The sequence below is a fragment of the Mameliella sp. CS4 genome, assembly GCF_019392335.1.
Classification (GTDB): Bacteria; Pseudomonadota; Alphaproteobacteria; order Rhodobacterales; family Rhodobacteraceae; genus Antarctobacter.
In genome coordinates this window covers 271143-287011 of sequence record NZ_JAHXRQ010000001.1, presented here as the reverse complement: position 1 = coordinate 287011, position 15869 = coordinate 271143, and the positions used below count along the sequence as shown (strand labels likewise).

The following is a 15869-nucleotide window of genomic DNA, read 5'->3' as shown; positions in this document are numbered from 1 at the left end:
TTTGTGACGGCGGCCCAGCTGGAACGCCTGGTTCGCCAGATCGGCCCCTTGCGCGGTCTGGGCTGGGGCGTCGCGGTTCCCGGCGAGGGGGACCTCTTTCCGGCAGAGGCGGCGGCCGTTGCCCGCGCCCGCCCGGCGCGCCGCGCCGAGTTTGCCGCGGGGCGCCTTGCGGCCCGCCGCGCGATGGCGCAGCTGGATGTGCCAACCGCCGCGATCCCGATGGGGGCCGATCGTGCGCCCGTTTGGCCCAAGGGGCTGGTCGGCAGTATCAGCCATGCCGAGGGGCTTTGCCTGGCCGTGGTCGCGGGGGCCAAGGATTATCGCAGCCTTGGCATCGACATCGAGGGGGATGGCCCCCTGGCCGAGGACCTGATCCCCGAGATTTGTCGGCCCGAAGAGATTGCACTTTTGCCCAAAGCCATCCGTGCCACCGAGGCCAAGCGCCAGTTTTCGGCCAAGGAAGCCGTCTACAAGGCGCATTATCCCCTGGCCGGTCAGGTCTTTGGCTTTCACGGGCTGCAGGTGGACCTCGCGCAAGGCCGTGCCCGGTTTACCGATCATCCCGAAGTTGCCTCAATTCCGCCCGAATCGCGGGCGGATCTGCCCATTCGCCAAGTCTTCGGAGGCGGGGTGATCCTGTCGCTCTGCGCGATTCCGGCGGACATCACAGCCCAATAGCCACAAAACTGCCACAATTGCCCGTTGAATACCTGCATCTCGCTGGAAATAGGGCGGAAACATGGCGCCGGTTCGCACAACGGACACGCATTGTTTCCGGCTTTTCCCGAGCCAAGTCATGGCGAAATTTAGGCAGATTTGCTAGATTGGGACCTGAAGATGGCGCGATCGGGGCAAACCCCCTTAGCGGTGTCTCCGCACCGGGGGCGGTTTTGCGGGAGTTTTGAAATGAGTCAGTTCCAGTCCGTCGGTGAAGTTTTCGCCGCCCTCAAGCGTCGCGCCCTGTTGATCCTCTTGGTCACGTTCCTCGGTTGCCTTGCCTCGCTGTATTACGCGATGGGGCAGACCAAGGTCTTTGAGGCGACGGCCGTTGTCCAGATCGAGGACGCGCAGGTGCCCGACCAACTGGTCGGGGCATTGGCGGCGACCAATGATGCCGCCCGCCGGGTACGCCTGATCGAACAGCGCCTGATGGCGCGGGACAACCTGGTGCGGATCATGGAAAAACACGCGCTGTTCGACGCCGACCCCACCATGACAATCAGCGAACGTGTCGGCCGGTTGCGGGATTCGGTGCGTATTCAACAGCTTGTCGGCCAGGCGCAAAGCTATGCACCCGGCGGCAACGCCCCCTCCGGCCTGATGATCTCTGTCCAGATGGACGATGCGCAAAAGGCGGCGGACGTGGCGAACGAGCTGATGCAATCGGTGATCGAGCAGTCGCGCGACCGCAGCGCAAGCCGCGCCCGCGACACGCTGGATTTCTTTGTCGCCGAAGAGGCGCGTGTTGGGGCCGAGATCGACGTGTTGGAGGCGCAGATCGCCGAGTTCAAGCGCCGGAACGCCGAGCAGCTGCCCTCGGGCGTGGCTGACCTGCGGTCGCAGCTGGGCAGCCTGCGGGACACGGACCTGGACCTGGATCAGCAGATCCTGACGATGCAAACCTCCAGCGACCGGACCCGGGACGAGGTGCGGGAACGCCAGATTGCCGCCCTGCAAGAACAGAAGGCCCTGATCGCCGCGCGGATCACCCAGATCCAGGCCCAGATCGAGGGCGCGCCCGAGGTCGAGCGCGAGCTGAACCGGCTGGACCGCGAGATGACCCGCCTGCAGGAACAATACGGGGTGGTCACCCGGCGCAAGGCCGAGGCCGAGCTGGGTCAGCTGCTGGAGGATCGCAAGGCGACCGACCGCTTCGAGGTTTTGGAAACCGCGCTTGTGCCCGAATTTCCGGTGTCGCGCAGCCGCAAGAAACTGGCGATCATGGGCGGTATGGCCAGCCTGCTGGGGGCGCTTGGCCTGGCTTTCCTGATCGAGACCATGAACCCGGTGATCCGCAGCGCCGCCCAGATGGAGCGAGCGCTGGGTGTCCAGCCCGTGGTGGCGATCCCGGTGGTAAAGACCCGGCGCGACCGGCGCAGCGGCGGGCTGAAACTGCTGGGCAAATTGCTGGCGATCTTCGCGATCCTGGGTCTGGGGCTGAAGCTGCTCTGGGACCGCTCTCCGGTGCTGGCCGGGTTCATGGAACGCTTCCTGCCTCGGACGGTCCGGGGCTAGGCGCGAAACCCGTCAAAGAGGTGCGGGCGCGCTTTCCTTGCAGCTGGAGGGCGCGCCTGTGGGCCGGGCACAGGGGCGCCCGGCCTCAATAGCTGTAGCGATCGAGTTCGGTGCCTTCGGCCTTGTTCAGGATCATCCCCAGGATCGGGGTGCTGTCGCCCAGGCGGCGTTCAACCTCGGCGATTTCCTTTTCCGTCGTCATTCCGCCGCCGATCACCAGCAGAACACCATCGAACAGGGGCCGCGCTGCGATCACGTCGTCATAGGACAGGGCCGGGGGCAGGTCGATCAGCACCACGTCGGGGGCGAAGTCGTCCTCGATCCGGCGCAGGCATTCTTCGGCGCGCGGGTCCTGCAGCAGTTCCGCCGCATAGGCCTCGGGCCGGCTGTTGAGGCCAAAGGCAATGTTGCGCCCGGCGTTGACGGGGTTGCGGCCCATGCGGAGCAGATGATCGCCCGGCGCGGTCACGCCGCGCAGCATGTCGCCAAGCGAACCGGGATCGTTGATGCCCAGGATCTTGTGCATGTTGGGCCGGCGCATGTCGAAATCCAGCAGCAGCGTCCGGCAGTTCTCTTGCCGTGACAGGCTGATGGCGAGGTTGGCAGCGGTAAAGGTCTTGCCGCATTCCTTGCCCGGCGAGGTGATGGCCACCCGGCGCCAGCCGTTCTCGTGAAGCGCCTGCAAGAGGCGGGTGCGCAGCACGTCAAAGGCCGCGTGGGCGGGGTCATCGCGGCTGGCAGTGATGATGCGGTTCCGGTCGAGATGTCCCTTGTCGACGGTCATTTCCGACAGTCCGGCCCAGGCGGCCTCTACCGTGTCCGGCTCTTGTGGTGACCGCGCAGAGGCGGGCGTGCTTTCGGGCTGTTTCGTGACAGGGACCATGTCCGTCAGCGCCAGCGGGGGCACGTCCTCCGGTGGCTCTTCGTCTTCCAGGTGCTCCTGCGCGAGGCGTTCTTGCTCGGCGCGGCGCGCGGCTTCTTCGGCGGCCCGGGCGTCTGCCAGGCGCTTTTCTTCGGCCAAGCGGTCCTGCTCGGCCAGTCTTTCCTCTTCGGCAAGGCGGTCCTGTTCGGCACGGTGTGCGGCCTCGGCTTGCTCTTTCTCGGCTTCGCGCCGGGCCTCGGCGGCGCGTTGCGCCTCGATGCGGCGGTCTTCGTCGTCCTTCTGGGCTTTTAGAGCCGCCTCAGCCTCTGCGCGTTCCGCAGCTTCGCGGGCCTCCGCTTCGCGCCGGGCGCGGGCGGCCTTGACCCGGCGCAGCGCCTCTGCGCGGGCCATTTCTTCGAGTTCGGCGCGGCGGCGGGCCTTTTCCTGGGCCTTGTCGCGGGCCTTTGCCTTGTCCGCAGCCTCGGCGATGCGCTGGGCCTCTGCCTCGGCCCGGGCTTGGTCGGCGGCCACATCGCGTTTCCGGGCGGCTTCTCGCGCGGTCTCGTCCAGCGGGCGCACAGGCTCAGGCGGGTCTGACACGGGACGTGCCGATCCCGTGCCGGATGTGCGTTTGCGCCGGAATTTTGGGCTGTCCATCATGTTCATGCCCCTTGCTCCGCAGCATTTCGGGCGGCGCGTGTCGCTCGCGCAGCCTTTGAGACCCTTGTGCCCCGCAAACGCGCGGGGCGCGATTCAGTTTTCCGTGTTCGGGGTCGCCAGAGGGACACCCGGTCGATTATCGTTAAACCAGCCAAATCTGGCCAGAATAAGGTGGAAACGCAGGGATTGTTGACCGTCCCGACCAGACCACAGGCCCCCGGTTCAAAAGCCAAAGAGGTTGGCCCTGGTGATCGCCTCTTCGACAAAACGGGCCTTGTCGGCCTCGGGTTGCCAGCCCAACACGTCCTTTGGGCGCGTGTTCACGAAGGGTGAGAAATGCGCGCGGCTCTTCCAGTCGGCCAGCGAGGCGCGGATGACGCCCTGCCGCCGCAGGGCATATTTCTTGAGCAGGTATTTCACTGCGTCCGAGGCGTAAAAGGCGTTCAAGTTGCCCGGCACCACGCGGATTTTTGCGCCCAGCGTGTCGTGGATGGCGTTGAAATAGCCTCGGGCCGAGAGCATCGGCTCTCCGATCAGGTTAAAGCTTTGCCCTTCGACGGGCGCGTCGATCATCCGCACCAGCCCGTCGACGACATCGTCGATCAGCACAAAGGGCAGGATGTTGCGCCCGTGGCCCCAGATCCGCACAGCCCCCGCACCGTGCCAGCGCCCGATGCCCCAGTGTTGCAGCGGGCCGCCGTGGCCGACCACGATGCCGGGGCGTGCGATGACCAGCGGCAGGCCCCGTTCCCGGTGCAGCTCCATCAGCTTGCGCTCGCATTCCGCCTTGGACCGGGCATAGAGGTTGCGATCACTCATGTCCTCGGCAAATCCGGTGTCCTCGGTGATCTGGCGGTTGGGGTCGGACATGTCGTAGCTGGCGATGGTGCCGGTGTAGATCAGCCGTTTCACCCCGGCCTTTTCACTGGCCATCGCGACCCGCAGCGCCACGCCGACATCGTTTTTCAGGCAGTCGGCCCAGGTGTCGTCCAGCGACTTGGCCAGGTTGAAGACCACCTCGATCCCCTGCATCGCCTCTGTCAGCGCGTCGAGATCGTGCAAGCTGGCCGAAACGGTTTCGACAGAGTCAGGCAAGTCGGGGAAAGGGCCGGATTTCCCGCGCGATAGCACGCGGACGTCGCGCCCGTCCGCCACCAGCCGGCGGGTCAGGGCGCGACCGATGAACCCGGTCCCGCCGATCACCATCGCCGTGGGTTTCGGGCTTCGGGTCTGCACGGCGGGCGCGGCGGTCTTCAGAACCTTGGGCGGCAGTTTCGCGATCATGGCGTCGATGGTGCGCATGACCTTGACCGCGCTTTCCCCGGAAAAGCGCGCATCCTGCGGCTTGCCCTCGGCCAACGCGCCGTAGATTGCGGCGTTCATGCCCCGGAACGACAGGCCGTAGGGATTGCGGGTGTTCAGCGACCGGAACTGGGTCCAGGCGTTCGACAGCCCCTCGCGCCGGTGCTGGCGCGACAGCTCCATCTGTTTCTTCAGCGGGTTGGCGACCAGGTCGGCGGCGTTTTCGCGTTCCACCACCAGTACGTCCTGCGCAAAGTCCAGCCGTGCCCGAGCCGAGGAGCCGCGCAGGGTGACGGAACGGTCGTCGACGGTTTCCACCATCGCCAGCGTAAAGGTGATCTCGACCTGTCCGGCGCGGGCCAGGATGCGGAACCCCTGCGGGCGCGGGTCCTCGCCCGGCAGCATCACCGGATGGGTCGCATGGGCGTGCAGGATCTCCATGTCGCCGAACAGATCCTGCGCAAAGGCCACCAGGTGCGGCCCCAGTTCCAGCAGCAGGTTTTTCGGCTGCCGCAGCAGCCACAGGTTGAACGGCCCCGACCGCAGCGGCGCCAGCGGCAGTGCCCAGGTGATCTCTGCCGAAGAGACGCGGCCATAGTCTCCGCCGGTCATCGCCTCTTTCATGCGGAGGTAAGAGGGCAGGCCAAGGAAGTTGTGACCGGGGTGGAATTTGCGGTTCGCTTCGAGCGCGGTTTTTTGGATCGAGTCGGTCTCGTCGCCGGATTCAGCCACAGGTTTTTCCACAAGCACGTGTAACCCGCCCGTGAGGCACTGAGTCGCGATATCCTTATGTATATTTGGCGGCGTCAAGATATGGACGGCGTCGCAGGCCTTCGAATCGATCAGCTCGGCGACAGTTGTGAACACCCGCGCGCCCAGTGGATCGGCCAGGGCGCGGGCGGCGCTTTCGCGCATGTCGCAGACCGCCGTGACCTCGACACCCGGGGTCGCGCGCAGGGCGTCGGCGTGCCAGTCTGCGATGTAACCGGCCCCGATCAGGCCGACGCGGATGGGGGTGGACATGGGCTAAATCCTCATTTTTATTCAATAATCCGCATATCGGCACCAGAGAGCCGCCGCGCGTGAAACCGGGCCATGCCGATCAGGTTCGGAAATTTCGACAGGGTCAGCAGCATGGCCAGACGGTGCGCCCGGCCGGGGTCCAGCCCGTCGGCGCGCAACCCCCGGATCGACCGGAAATGGCTGTAGCCAAAAAGCAACAAGACAAGCGCGCTGATCCAGGACGTGGTGAAAAAACCGGCCAGGAACAGCAGCGGCAGGATTAGCGCAAAGGTCAGGACGCGGCGCCGTTCTGTCCGGAAGTACTCCGGGTGCAGGTGACCCACCTGTGCAAAACCGTGGCCGGTGCGGATGGCGCGGCGCCACCATTGGCCAAAGGTCGACATGGCCGCATCGTGGCGCGTCATCTCCAGCGGCAGGCGTTCCAGCTGCCAGCCGGCCTTGCGCAACCGGGTGCAGAACTCGTCATCCTCGGCGGCGATCACGGAGGCGTTCATGCCGCCCACGGCCGCCCAGGCCTCTGCCCGCACCATCATGTCGCCGCCGCAGGCCTGGATCGGTCCGGCGGGACGGTGCCATTCCCAGTCGCAGATCGCGTTGTAGACCGAGGCATCGGGATGGATTTCGGACCGCCAGCCGGTGACGAGGCCCAATTGCGGGTGCGCCTCCAGATGGGCGCGGGCGGCGTCGAGGAAACCGGGGTGCAGGGCGCAATCGCCGTCGATGAACATGACGATGCGCGGTGCTTTCAGGGCGTCGAACCCGGCGTTGCGGGCGCGGGCGGCGGTAAAGGGTGTGGACATGTCCAGTTCGACGACCTTGGCACCGGCGGCGCGTGCCTCGGCCAGGCTGTCGTCGGTGGAGCCTGAATCGACATAGACGATCTCGCGCGCCTGCCCTTGGACAGAGGCCAGCGCTGCGACCAGCCGCATGCCCTCGTTGCGGCCGATCAGGACGACATCGACCGGGGTCATGGGCGTTTCCCCGGCGGTTTGCGCCCTGCGGCGTAGTCGCGGAACAGCGCCGACAGCCAGCCCGCCTCGCGGGTGATGTTGAATTCGGTCTCGACCTTGGCCCGGCCCTCCGCGCCCATGCGCAGGCGCCGCGCGGGGTCGTCGGCCAGGGCCTTGATCGCGTCCCGCAGGCCGGATGCGTCGCCCGGCGCCACCAGCAGGCCCGAGGTGCCTTGGGCCACCAGTTCCGGCACCCCGGCGATCCGGGTGGTGATGACCGGAACATAAGAGGCCATCGCCTCCATCAGGACCACGGGCACGCCTTCGGCGAAACTGGGCAGGACAAAAAGATCCGCCGTCGCCAGGGTCTCTGCGACCTCGGATTGCGATTGGTAGCCGGTAAAGGTGATGGGCAACCCCTGCGCCTGCGACTCCAGCGCGGCGCGGTCGGGGCCGTCGCCGATGATCGTCAGGCGCAGGTTGGGTGTGTCGGGGGCAAGCCCGCGCAGCGCCTCGATCAGGATCGGCACGCCCTTGACCCCGGCCAGCCGCCCGACGAAGAGCAGATGCGTATCCTCGCCCCTGTGCGGGGCGGGGGTGTAGCGGTCGGGGTCGACACCGCAATGCACGATGTGAAAGCGGTCCCAATGGGCCTGATCGGCAAAGCACATCAGTTGCGACCGGCAGTATTCCGAGATGCAGGCGACGAATGTGGCGCGGGCCGCCTTTTCGTCGATACGCCAATGGTGCGGCTCAAAGAAGATGTCCGGCCCGTGGATGGTGAAACTGTAGGGGATGCCGGACAGGTCCGACGCCAGCATGGCCACCGTGCAAGAGGCCTTGGCGATATGGTTGTGCAGGTGATCGACGCCCTGTTTGGCCAGATGCGCGGCCAGCACCCCGGCCTCGAGGAAATAGATCAGGTTGTAGAACCGGCCCTTTACCCCTCTGGGCGCCGTCTGCCAGGCCAGTTTCAGCGCGCGCAGATACCGGCCCGGCTGCCGCATCCAGCGCAGGTGTGCCCGCAACAGGGTCAGCGGGTTCTTCGCCGCCACCAGTACCTTGTAGGTGCGGGCGTGTTCCTCTCGTTGTTCGGGACCGACGAGGTGTTCGGCCCCCGTGGTGCGGATCGAGCAGGTTGTCACCTCATGCCCAAGGGTGCGCAGGGCGGCGACCTCACGCTGGATGAAGGTGTCCGAGGCGCGGGGGTATTCGCCGGTCAGGTAGGCCAGTTTCGGCAGTCTCATGCGCGCTCCTCCGCCGCGCGGGCCATCAAACCCTCGAAGGTGTCGGTGTCTTCGCCCGGAAAGGCGCTGCGCATCCGCGTGTTGGGAAAGCGGAGCGGCATGAGACGCGCCCGCAGGATGTTTTCGCGAAAGAGGCCGGGCAGGTTGCCTGAGATGGGTTTCAACAGGCGGGCCAAGGCCAGCCAGGCACCATAGGGAACGGTCACGTTCAGGCGTGGCCAGCCAAAGCAGCGGCGGTGCGCGCGCAGGAACCGCGCCCGGGTGGGCCGGTCGTCGTCAAAGACGTTCACGATGCCCGGGCCGGTGGTGGGCGTGCGCGCGGCCTCAATGGCGATTTGCGCGCACAGGTCTACGTGCGCCAGCGGCAGTTCGCCTTTCGACCCTATGGTGACAAAGAGCTTGGACGCCCAAAACCCCTGCAACGCATGCCATGTGCGCCCCGGTCCCCAAAGCGCGCCGGGGCGCAGAATCCAGCCGTCCTGAAGGTCGTCTAGGAACAGCGCCTCTTGCAGGCGCTTGGACCCGGCGTAGGCGTCGCGGGCCTGTTCCGGCGTGTCGGGCAGGGGGATCAGCGGGCTGGATTCGTCCAGCGCATCGCCGGGCGACAGGCTGTCGGTATCATAGACGGCAAGGGATGAGATCAGCACCAGCCGTGCGCCGCTGCCGCGCCATGCCTCGCGCAGGGTGCGGGTGGCGCTCAGCGTGTCGCGGGCGACCGAGGCGGGATCGTCGCCCAGATGGGCCGCCGCGTGGATGATCGCGCAGTCCGCCGACAAGGCGGCGCGCAAGCGGTCTGCGGCGTCGGGGGCGGTCAGGTCCAGTTGCAGCGGCGTGATGCCCACGTCCCCGGCCCAGTCCGCCGGAAGGCTGTTGCGATAGAGCGCAAGGACCGGCAGGCCCCGGCGCCGGGCCTCGGCCACGCAGGCGCGGCCCAGAAAGCCGCCCGCCCCGGTGATGGCAATCGTCATCTGGCCCAAGGCATCGGCTCCATCGCTGTGCAGGTGGTTGTCATGGACTGGGCACCGCTCGTCTCTCCGGCGTTCTGGATCGCCAGCGTGACCTCTGTCAGGTGCAGGGCAAAATCGTTCGACATGCGGCAGGGGCGCCCCTCGCGCAGGGCCTCCAGCACCTCTGCCGGTCCCAGCATAAAGTTCATCGCCGCCGCCCCCCAGCGTTTGACCTTGGGATGCGTCGGTTGCGGCAGGCGCAGGGTGCGGGGAAAGGGATGTTCCATCAGCCGCCGCCGCAGCGTCAGACGGCGGGCGAATTTCACCTTGGCCGCGTTGTCCCAGGCGGCGTCGCAGGACAGCACGCCCTTGTCGCCGACGATGCGGATGCCGTGATCGTGCGGCGCGGTGATCGAACAGGTCAACCGCGTCACCGGCCCGTTGTCAAAGAACAGCACCGCCACCGACAGGTCCGGCGCATAGGGGCCCTGGCCCTCCTTGTCAGGGATCGTCTCGGCAGAGGCAGCCACTACGGTGCGCACTGGCCCGAACCAGGAGATCAGCCAGGTCAGGTAATAGCCCGCGTGTTCCAGCGTGCAGCCAACCCGGAATTCATCCTCGTAGGGCCAGGGGGCGCCGGAGTCCGACAGCCACTTGCGATAGGCGGCCTGCGGGACAAAGCCGTCGTCAAGCTCGGCATAGATCGCGCGGGGCGTGCCTGCGATATTGTCACGCAGGGCGTGGCCCAGGGTCTGCGCCGCTTCGCTCAGCGCGGAACAGGGGGCCGAGGCCAGCACCAGCCCCCCGGACTCGGCCAGCGCGTGCAGCTCGCTCGCCTGGTCCAGCGTCATGGCCAGAGGTTTCTCGGAATAGACGTGGCGGCCCGCCTGCAGGCAGGCGCGAGAGGTTTCGAAATGGGCGGCAGGGTTGGTGAGGTTCAGAACCAGCGCGCCGGGCGCCCGCTCCAGAAGGTCCGACAGGCTGTCACAGGCGGTCAGGTCCCAGAACGCGCAGAAGGCGCGCAGCCGGTCGGCGTCATGGTCCCAGACCCCGGCAACGGTGATCCCCGGCATGACGGCCAGAGACCGCATGTAGAGATCCGCGACAAAGCCACAGCCCAGCAGCACAACCTGCCCGGCCTGCGCGCCCTGACCGGCGCCCGACTCTGCCCTGCTCGACTTCAACTGTGCCACCCTTGGCCCGCCTGCGTTTGTGCGAGGATAAAACACCTAAACATGGCCACATTTCGACGTGCAGAGGGAAATTGCGGCAGTGCGGCACCAGTGACGTCGAAAAAAGCGAATGTATTGTGGAAAGGTCACTGCGGATGTCCGGAGAAAAGGCTATTGCTGCGGACGGGGGAACAGGGTGCCGTAATGGAATTCCGATTTGGCGATGACACGGTTGTCGTGAACGTGCCGACATGGGCCGTGCTGGAGGCACGGGTGCGCGAACGGTTCGCCCGCCGCGCCGGTTTTGCGCTGGCCACGATCAACCTCGATCACATCGTCAAGCTGCGCGGCTCGGACAGTTTCCGCACCGTCTATGCGGCGCAGGATTTCGTCGTGGCCGATGGCTATCCGATTGTCTGGCTGTCGCAGCTGGCGGGGCGGCCCGTGTCGCTGATCCCGGGGTCAGAGGCGATCCTGCCGCTGGCGCAGATCGCGGCGGCGCAAGGCGTGACCGTGGCGCTGTTCGGCTCGTCAGAACCTGTGCTGGCGGCGGCGGCGGAATACCTCGAACGCGAGGTGCGCGACCTTCAGGTGGTCTGCCAGATCGCGCCGCCAATGGGGTTCGATCCCGCCGGACCGCAGGCCGAGGACATGCTCCGGCAGATCGCCGGGACCGGTGCGCGGCTGTGCTTTGTCGCGCTGGGCGCGCCCAAGCAGGAAACCTTTGCCGCGACCGGGCGGCGGGTGGCGCCCGAGGTCGGCTTTGCCTCGATCGGGGCAGGGCTGGATTTCTTTGCCGGCACCCAGCAGCGGGCCCCGGCCTGGGTGCGCCGGATCGCGATGGAATGGCTGTGGCGCATGTTGCTGAACCCGGGGCGGCTGGCCGGACGCTATGCGAAATGCGCCTTGGCGCTGCCGGGGCTGGCGGTGCGGGCGATGCTGCTGCGGTTTCGCGACCGCAAGGCCTGAGCGGGGCATTCACCCAATGGCGTCATAGCCTGCGGGGCCGGGGGCGCCGCATCATCAGCGCGTCTTTCAGTTTCGCCTTCAGCCCGCGCGGCGGCAGCAGTTCCATGTCCCGCTCAAAGATGGTGCCGTTGAGGGACTGATCCCGCATAAGCGCCAGTTTCACCCCCCATTGCGCCGCGGTTTCGGGCGGCAGCCCATCCGGAATGCCCATGTCGGTGGCCAGGGCGCCGGGCAGCCAGTCGGTGATGACAATGTCCGGGAAGCGGTCAAAGAGATCCGCGATCAGGGCACGCGTCAGCACCCTTTGGGCCCCCTTGGACACGGAATAGGCGGCGGAGGCGGGCAGGGGCGCGATGTCAGCATAACTGGAGACGTTCAGGATGCGCCCCGCGCCGCGCGGCCCCATGTCCTGCAGTGCGGCCCATGAACAGGCGTAGACCCCGCCCAGGTTGATCGCCATGCTCTGCCAGAACAGCTCTGGCGTTTCGTCGAAGACGTCCCGTTTCGGGTAGACGGCGGCGTTGTTGACCAGCAGGGCCAGCGCCCCGTGGCGGGCGATACCCTCGGCAAAGCCGCGCTCGACCGCCGCGAAATCCGACACGTCCATCGGCATCGGTTGGAACCGGCCCGCGCAGAGGGCGCCGGTTTCCTCCAGCGCCTCGGCCCGGCGACCGGTGCCGACCACGGTGAACCCGGCGTCGCACAACTGGCGGGCAAGCGCGCGGCCCAGGCCGGACCCGGCGCCGGTGACAATCGCAATCCCGTCTTCCGGCGTGATCCGGGTCATCTCTGATCCTCCAGGATGTGATTGGCCACGCGCAGCGCGTTGGCGGCGATGGTCAGGCTGGGGTTCACCCCCATCGAGGTGGGCATGAAACTGGCATCCGCAACCCAGAGGTTTTCCAGATCATGCGCCCGGCCATCGGCGCGGGTGACGGAATGCGCCGGGTCATGTCCGAACTTCAATGTGCCGCAGGGATGGCCCCAGTTCAGTTCCGGCGTCATCGACAGGAACAGGTGCCGATGTCCGCGCAACCCCTTGCGCAGCGCCTTGCGAAAGGCACGCCGCCGCGCGCGCAACTCGTCTGACAGCGTGTAGGTCACGGCCAGTTTTTCGGGCGTCGCCGGATCGTAGAGCACACGGTTTTGGGCGTAAGGGAAATCCTCCATCAGCCCCACGAACAGATGGGCATGACCCAGCAGGGTTTTTGCGACGGCGGCCAGGGGACGCGACAGGGTGCGCAGGCGTGGCTGGCCGCGCAGGTCGAACATGCGGTTGAGGAAATGCACCATCTCGCCATAAGAGGCGCGAATGCCCATCGCCTGCACCGCGCCCAGCCTCATATCCTCGCGGTGATAGAAATCACGGAACGAAATCGCCTTGGTCGCGCCACTGTCCGGCACACCGCGTTTCGGCCAGAGCGCAAAGCGTTCGTCGACATGCAGCATCAGGTTACAGCCGACGAGGCCGGAGGAATTGGCAAGGCCTTTCGGTGCGGCCTCGGAGGTGGAGGCCAGCAGCAAGCGGGGCGAATGCAGGGCGCCGGCGGCAAGGATATAGCGTTTGCCGCGCAACTGCCGGGTTTCACCATCGGCGCGGACCTCGGCGCCGGTGATCCTTGTGCCATCACTCAACAGGCGCGTGACCGCCAACCCGGACGCAAGCTGTGCATTGCCCGTGGCCAGCGCCGGTTCCACACCGGCGGACCGGCCGTCCATCTTGCAGACCTTGGGGCATTTCCGGCCTAGGCAATTCTCACAGCCCTCTATGTTGGCGATGCCGGTATGGGTGCGATAGGGGTGCAGGCCCGCGGCGCGCAGGCTGTCGGTCAGGGCGGCCTCGGCCTGGTGCAGGGGGGGGGGCATGCCCAGGGGCATCGGCGCCTCGGGCGAGAGCGGGTCAGGCGTGCCGTGAACCCGGAATTGCCGCGCGGCGCGGTCGTACCAAGGGGCCATTGCGTCATAGCCCACCGGCCAGCCGCCGGTGGGATGGGGTTGACCGGGCAGGTCGTCCAGATCGTGCCGTTCTGGCCGTTCCAGCGTCGCGGCGTAAAAGACCGAACTGCCGCCCGGGCCGCTGCCAAGGGGGGCAAAGAACTGCGTTTCGACCCCGTCCAGCGAAACGTGCAGCGGGTCCGGCCAGAGGCCGCGCGCGGCCCGGGCCTCGGGGACAAAGACCTCGGTCAGCCCGTTGCGTTCGCTGCGCAGACCCTCTGCGCCCTTCTCGACGAACAGCACCTTTTGCCCGGCCTCTGCCAGGGCGCGGCCCAGCGTGCCGCCACCCATGCCCGCGCCGATGACGATGGCATCCCATTCCGTGTCGAATGGAGAGGTCATCGGTCCGAGGCCCCTTGCATCGACACCTCCGGGATCAGCGGCGCAAAGACCGGGCGGAACACCTCGCGGATCCGGATCGCCGCAGAGTTGGTCAGGTGGTTGTTGTCGAAATACTGTCCCTGCCCAGCTTGCACGGCGGAACAGGTGTCTTGCGAGCAGAACTGCGGCCAGCTGTCCAGGAAGGTGATCCTGCCCTCCTCTTCCAGGGGCAGCCAGGGCGCATCGGACAGGGTGGCGCGCAAGACGATGGCATCGGCGGGCACGCTGGTCTCTGTCCGTGCGGGCGCGGCCAAGGGCAGGCCCGCATACGCCGCCTCGCGCGCCGCGATCCGGCTGTCGTAGAGCGGGATTTCCGGAGGTTGGCGCAGGACATGGACACGGGGCACATGGCGGCGCAGCTCTGCCACCGTGTCGCGCGCGGCCTCTGCCAACAGCTGCGGCTGGGTCACCTGGGTCGACTCGGGGCGGTCGGTGGGGTGCAGCGCAATCCGGTCATGCGCGTTCAGGCCGACACCCTGACCGGTGGCATAATAGCTCCACCGCCCGATGAGCAGGACGGATTCAAGACTGTCGAGGGCGGGCAGGGCCTGGCGGATCTGGGTGTTGGCCTGTGTGCAGGTCATGTCCTGCGCGGCGGTGGCGGCGCTTTCGACCTTGCGCAGGCCAAACAGGGGCGGGCAGCCGGCACGCCAGAGAATGATACCCGGCACCTCGGCCTCATGGGCGGCGACATCCAGCCCCTCTTTCATGGCGCGGACATGGCTGTCGCCCCAGACCAGGAGGCGCGGCGCGCCCTCGGGTCCGATCGGGCAGACCTCAAGCCCGTCGAGCGGGCCATCATCGGGCGTGTAGCAGCGGCTCCAGTCCTGGAGGAAGTCGCCGGAGGCGGCGATATGCACCCGCGCCTCGGGGCCGAACCGGGCGGGCAGACCGTCCCCCTTGAACAGAACCGCGCCCAAGGCCAGCGCGGCGGTGGAGGCCAGCGCCATCCCGGCAAAGACAGCGCGGCCCGTCAGGGCGCGTGCGTGCCGGACGGGCTGTTCGACGAACCGCCACGACAGCCAGGCCAGACCGAACGACAACGCCATCCAGACAAAGGATTCCGGCAGGCCCATGTCCCCCCGCAGCGATGTGGCCAGCGTGTAGACCGGCCAGTGCCAGAGGTAGAGAGAGTAGGAAATCAGCCCCACCATGCGCATCCAGGGATGCGTCAGCAGCCGGTTGACCGCACAGACCCCTGTGCCCGAGGACAAGAGCAGCACCGTCCCCAGCACTGGCGGGATCGCCAGCAGCCCGGGGAACAGCGGCCCTGCCGGGATGAACCAGATCGAGGCCAGCACCATGACCAGCCCGACCGAGGAGAGCGCGGGGTGGCCCCGCCATGTCGCGCGGGTTTCGTGCCCCCAGATCGCCAGCAGCACGCCGGAAAGCAGCTCCCACGCGCGGAAGGGGAAGAGGTAGAAGGTGGCCGTGTGCGACAGCGGCGTGACCAGCACGCAGGCGGCCAGCGACAGTGCCCAGCAGGCGATAAGCACACCGATCACCCCCCAGCGCCAGCGCGCCAGCAGGACAATCGCCAGTGGCAGGAAGATGTAGAACTGTTCCTCGACCGCGAGCGACCATGTGTGCAGAAGCGGCTTGTCCTCTGACGCTGTGTCGAAATAGCCCGCCTGTCTGAAGAACAGGACGTTCGACAGGTAGACCGTGGAGGCGATCACCGCCTTGCCGTATTCCCGGAACTCGAACGGCAAGAGCAGGATCCAGCCCAGGGCGGTCGTCACCAGCAACATGGCGAAAAAGGCGGGGGCGAGGCGGCGGAAGCGGCGGATGTAGAAACTCGGCAGGCTGATGCGGCCCGTCGAATCGTATTCGCGCCAGAGGATGCCGCCGATCAGGAACCCTGAGATGACAAAGAAGATGTCGACGCCGACGAAGCCGCCTGAGAGCGGCAGGCCGAAGTGGTAGAGCACCACGGCAAGCACGGCGAGCGCGCGCAGCCCGTCGATATCCCCCCGATAAGGGAGAGGCATATGCGCTGCTGCGCTCATGGCTGCGGGTGTCCTCGGCCAAGGGGCGGGAGCGTCATTTTCGTCCTTCCGGATTCTCCGGGTTACGCGCACTCTGCGGTCAGAGTGTTGCCATAACCCTTAGGATACCGCATTTCA

12 protein-coding genes are annotated in these 15869 nt (G+C 66.9%); 3 read left to right on the top strand and 9 right to left on the bottom strand.

What is annotated here, in order from left to right; all coding sequences use genetic code 11:
* The first annotated feature begins 3 nt into the window (after window positions 1–3).
* Window positions 4–678, top strand: coding sequence for a 4'-phosphopantetheinyl transferase family protein (locus tag KZZ07_RS01355; protein WP_219511341.1), 675 nt, complete (start codon window positions 4–6; stop codon window positions 676–678).
* Window positions 679–906: 228 nt separating this feature from the next.
* Complete coding sequence (locus KZZ07_RS01350) at window positions 907–2235, top strand: Wzz/FepE/Etk N-terminal domain-containing protein (protein ID WP_219511323.1); 1329 nt, start codon at window positions 907–909, stop codon at window positions 2233–2235.
* Window positions 2236–2320: 85 nt separating this feature from the next.
* On the opposite strand, the gene KZZ07_RS01345 is transcribed toward KZZ07_RS01350, so the two are convergent.
* The 6 genes from KZZ07_RS01345 to KZZ07_RS01320 all read right to left on the bottom strand — a co-directional run bounded on the left by KZZ07_RS01345 (window position 2321) and on the right by KZZ07_RS01320 (window position 10410).
* Window positions 2321–3757 (bottom strand): CpsD/CapB family tyrosine-protein kinase, encoded by a 1437-nt coding sequence (locus KZZ07_RS01345; protein ID WP_255564096.1) that lies wholly within the window; start codon window positions 3755–3757, stop codon window positions 2321–2323.
* 222 nt (window positions 3758–3979) lie between these two features.
* Entirely contained in the window at window positions 3980–6082 is a 2103-nt protein-coding gene (locus KZZ07_RS01340) for an NAD-dependent epimerase/dehydratase family protein (protein ID WP_219511319.1), read from the bottom strand.
* Window positions 6083–6099: 17 nt separating this feature from the next.
* Window positions 6100–7053 (bottom strand): glycosyltransferase family 2 protein, encoded by a 954-nt coding sequence (locus KZZ07_RS01335; RefSeq protein WP_219511292.1) that lies wholly within the window; start codon window positions 7051–7053, stop codon window positions 6100–6102.
* A complete protein-coding gene (locus KZZ07_RS01330; RefSeq protein ID WP_219511289.1) occupies window positions 7050–8279 on the bottom strand; it encodes a glycosyltransferase family 4 protein in 1230 nt (409 codons plus the stop codon). The genes KZZ07_RS01335 and KZZ07_RS01330 overlap by 4 nt, the downstream gene beginning before the upstream one ends.
* Window positions 8276–9247: an NAD-dependent epimerase/dehydratase family protein gene (locus tag KZZ07_RS01325; protein WP_255564124.1), complete on the bottom strand. Its 972-nt coding sequence runs from the start codon at window positions 9245–9247 to the stop codon at window positions 8276–8278. The genes KZZ07_RS01330 and KZZ07_RS01325 overlap by 4 nt, the downstream gene beginning before the upstream one ends.
* A complete protein-coding gene (locus KZZ07_RS01320; protein WP_219512231.1) occupies window positions 9244–10410 on the bottom strand; it encodes a Gfo/Idh/MocA family protein in 1167 nt (388 codons plus the stop codon). Before KZZ07_RS01320 ends, KZZ07_RS01325 begins: the two co-directional genes overlap by 4 nt.
* Window positions 10411–10602: 192 nt before the next feature.
* Between KZZ07_RS01320 and KZZ07_RS01315 the strand changes: the two genes are divergently transcribed.
* Window positions 10603–11367, top strand: coding sequence for a WecB/TagA/CpsF family glycosyltransferase (locus tag KZZ07_RS01315; protein WP_219511263.1), 765 nt, complete (start codon window positions 10603–10605; stop codon window positions 11365–11367).
* A gap of 22 nt (window positions 11368–11389) precedes the next feature.
* On the opposite strand, the gene KZZ07_RS01310 is transcribed toward KZZ07_RS01315, so the two are convergent.
* The 3 genes from KZZ07_RS01310 to KZZ07_RS01300 are packed head-to-tail and all read right to left on the bottom strand — an operon-like array spanning window position 11390 to window position 15752.
* Window positions 11390–12154 (bottom strand): SDR family oxidoreductase, encoded by a 765-nt coding sequence (locus KZZ07_RS01310; protein ID WP_219511261.1) that lies wholly within the window; start codon window positions 12152–12154, stop codon window positions 11390–11392.
* The gene (locus KZZ07_RS01305) at window positions 12151–13704 is read right to left on the bottom strand and encodes a GMC oxidoreductase (RefSeq protein ID WP_219511259.1); all 1554 of its coding nucleotides are present in this window, start codon (window positions 13702–13704) and stop codon (window positions 12151–12153) included. Before KZZ07_RS01305 ends, KZZ07_RS01310 begins: the two co-directional genes overlap by 4 nt.
* Window positions 13701–15752: an acyltransferase family protein gene (locus KZZ07_RS01300; protein WP_219511256.1), complete on the bottom strand. Its 2052-nt coding sequence runs from the start codon at window positions 15750–15752 to the stop codon at window positions 13701–13703. Before KZZ07_RS01300 ends, KZZ07_RS01305 begins: the two co-directional genes overlap by 4 nt.
* Window positions 15753–15869: the final 117 nt, after the last annotated feature.

Coding starts and splice junctions, on each gene's coding strand:
- KZZ07_RS01350 (WP_219511323.1), top strand. CDS start 907: ATGAGTCAGTTCCAGTCCGTCGGTGAAGTTTTCGCCGCCCTCAAGCGT.
- KZZ07_RS01330 (WP_219511289.1), bottom strand. CDS start 8,279: ATGAGACTGCCGAAACTGGCCTACCTGACCGGCGAATACCCCCGCGCC.
- KZZ07_RS01335 (WP_219511292.1), bottom strand. CDS start 7,053: ATGACCCCGGTCGATGTCGTCCTGATCGGCCGCAACGAGGGCATGCGG.
- KZZ07_RS01310 (WP_219511261.1), bottom strand. CDS start 12,154: ATGACCCGGATCACGCCGGAAGACGGGATTGCGATTGTCACCGGCGCC.
- KZZ07_RS01305 (WP_219511259.1), bottom strand. CDS start 13,704: ATGACCTCTCCATTCGACACGGAATGGGATGCCATCGTCATCGGCGCG.
- KZZ07_RS01325 (WP_255564124.1), bottom strand. CDS start 9,247: ATGACGATTGCCATCACCGGGGCGGGCGGCTTTCTGGGCCGCGCCTGC.
- KZZ07_RS01340 (WP_219511319.1), bottom strand. CDS start 6,082: ATGTCCACCCCCATCCGCGTCGGCCTGATCGGGGCCGGTTACATCGCA.
- KZZ07_RS01315 (WP_219511263.1), top strand. CDS start 10,603: ATGGAATTCCGATTTGGCGATGACACGGTTGTCGTGAACGTGCCGACA.
- KZZ07_RS01345 (WP_255564096.1), bottom strand. CDS start 3,757: ATGATGGACAGCCCAAAATTCCGGCGCAAACGCACATCCGGCACGGGA.
- KZZ07_RS01300 (WP_219511256.1), bottom strand. CDS start 15,752: ATGAGCGCAGCAGCGCATATGCCTCTCCCTTATCGGGGGGATATCGAC.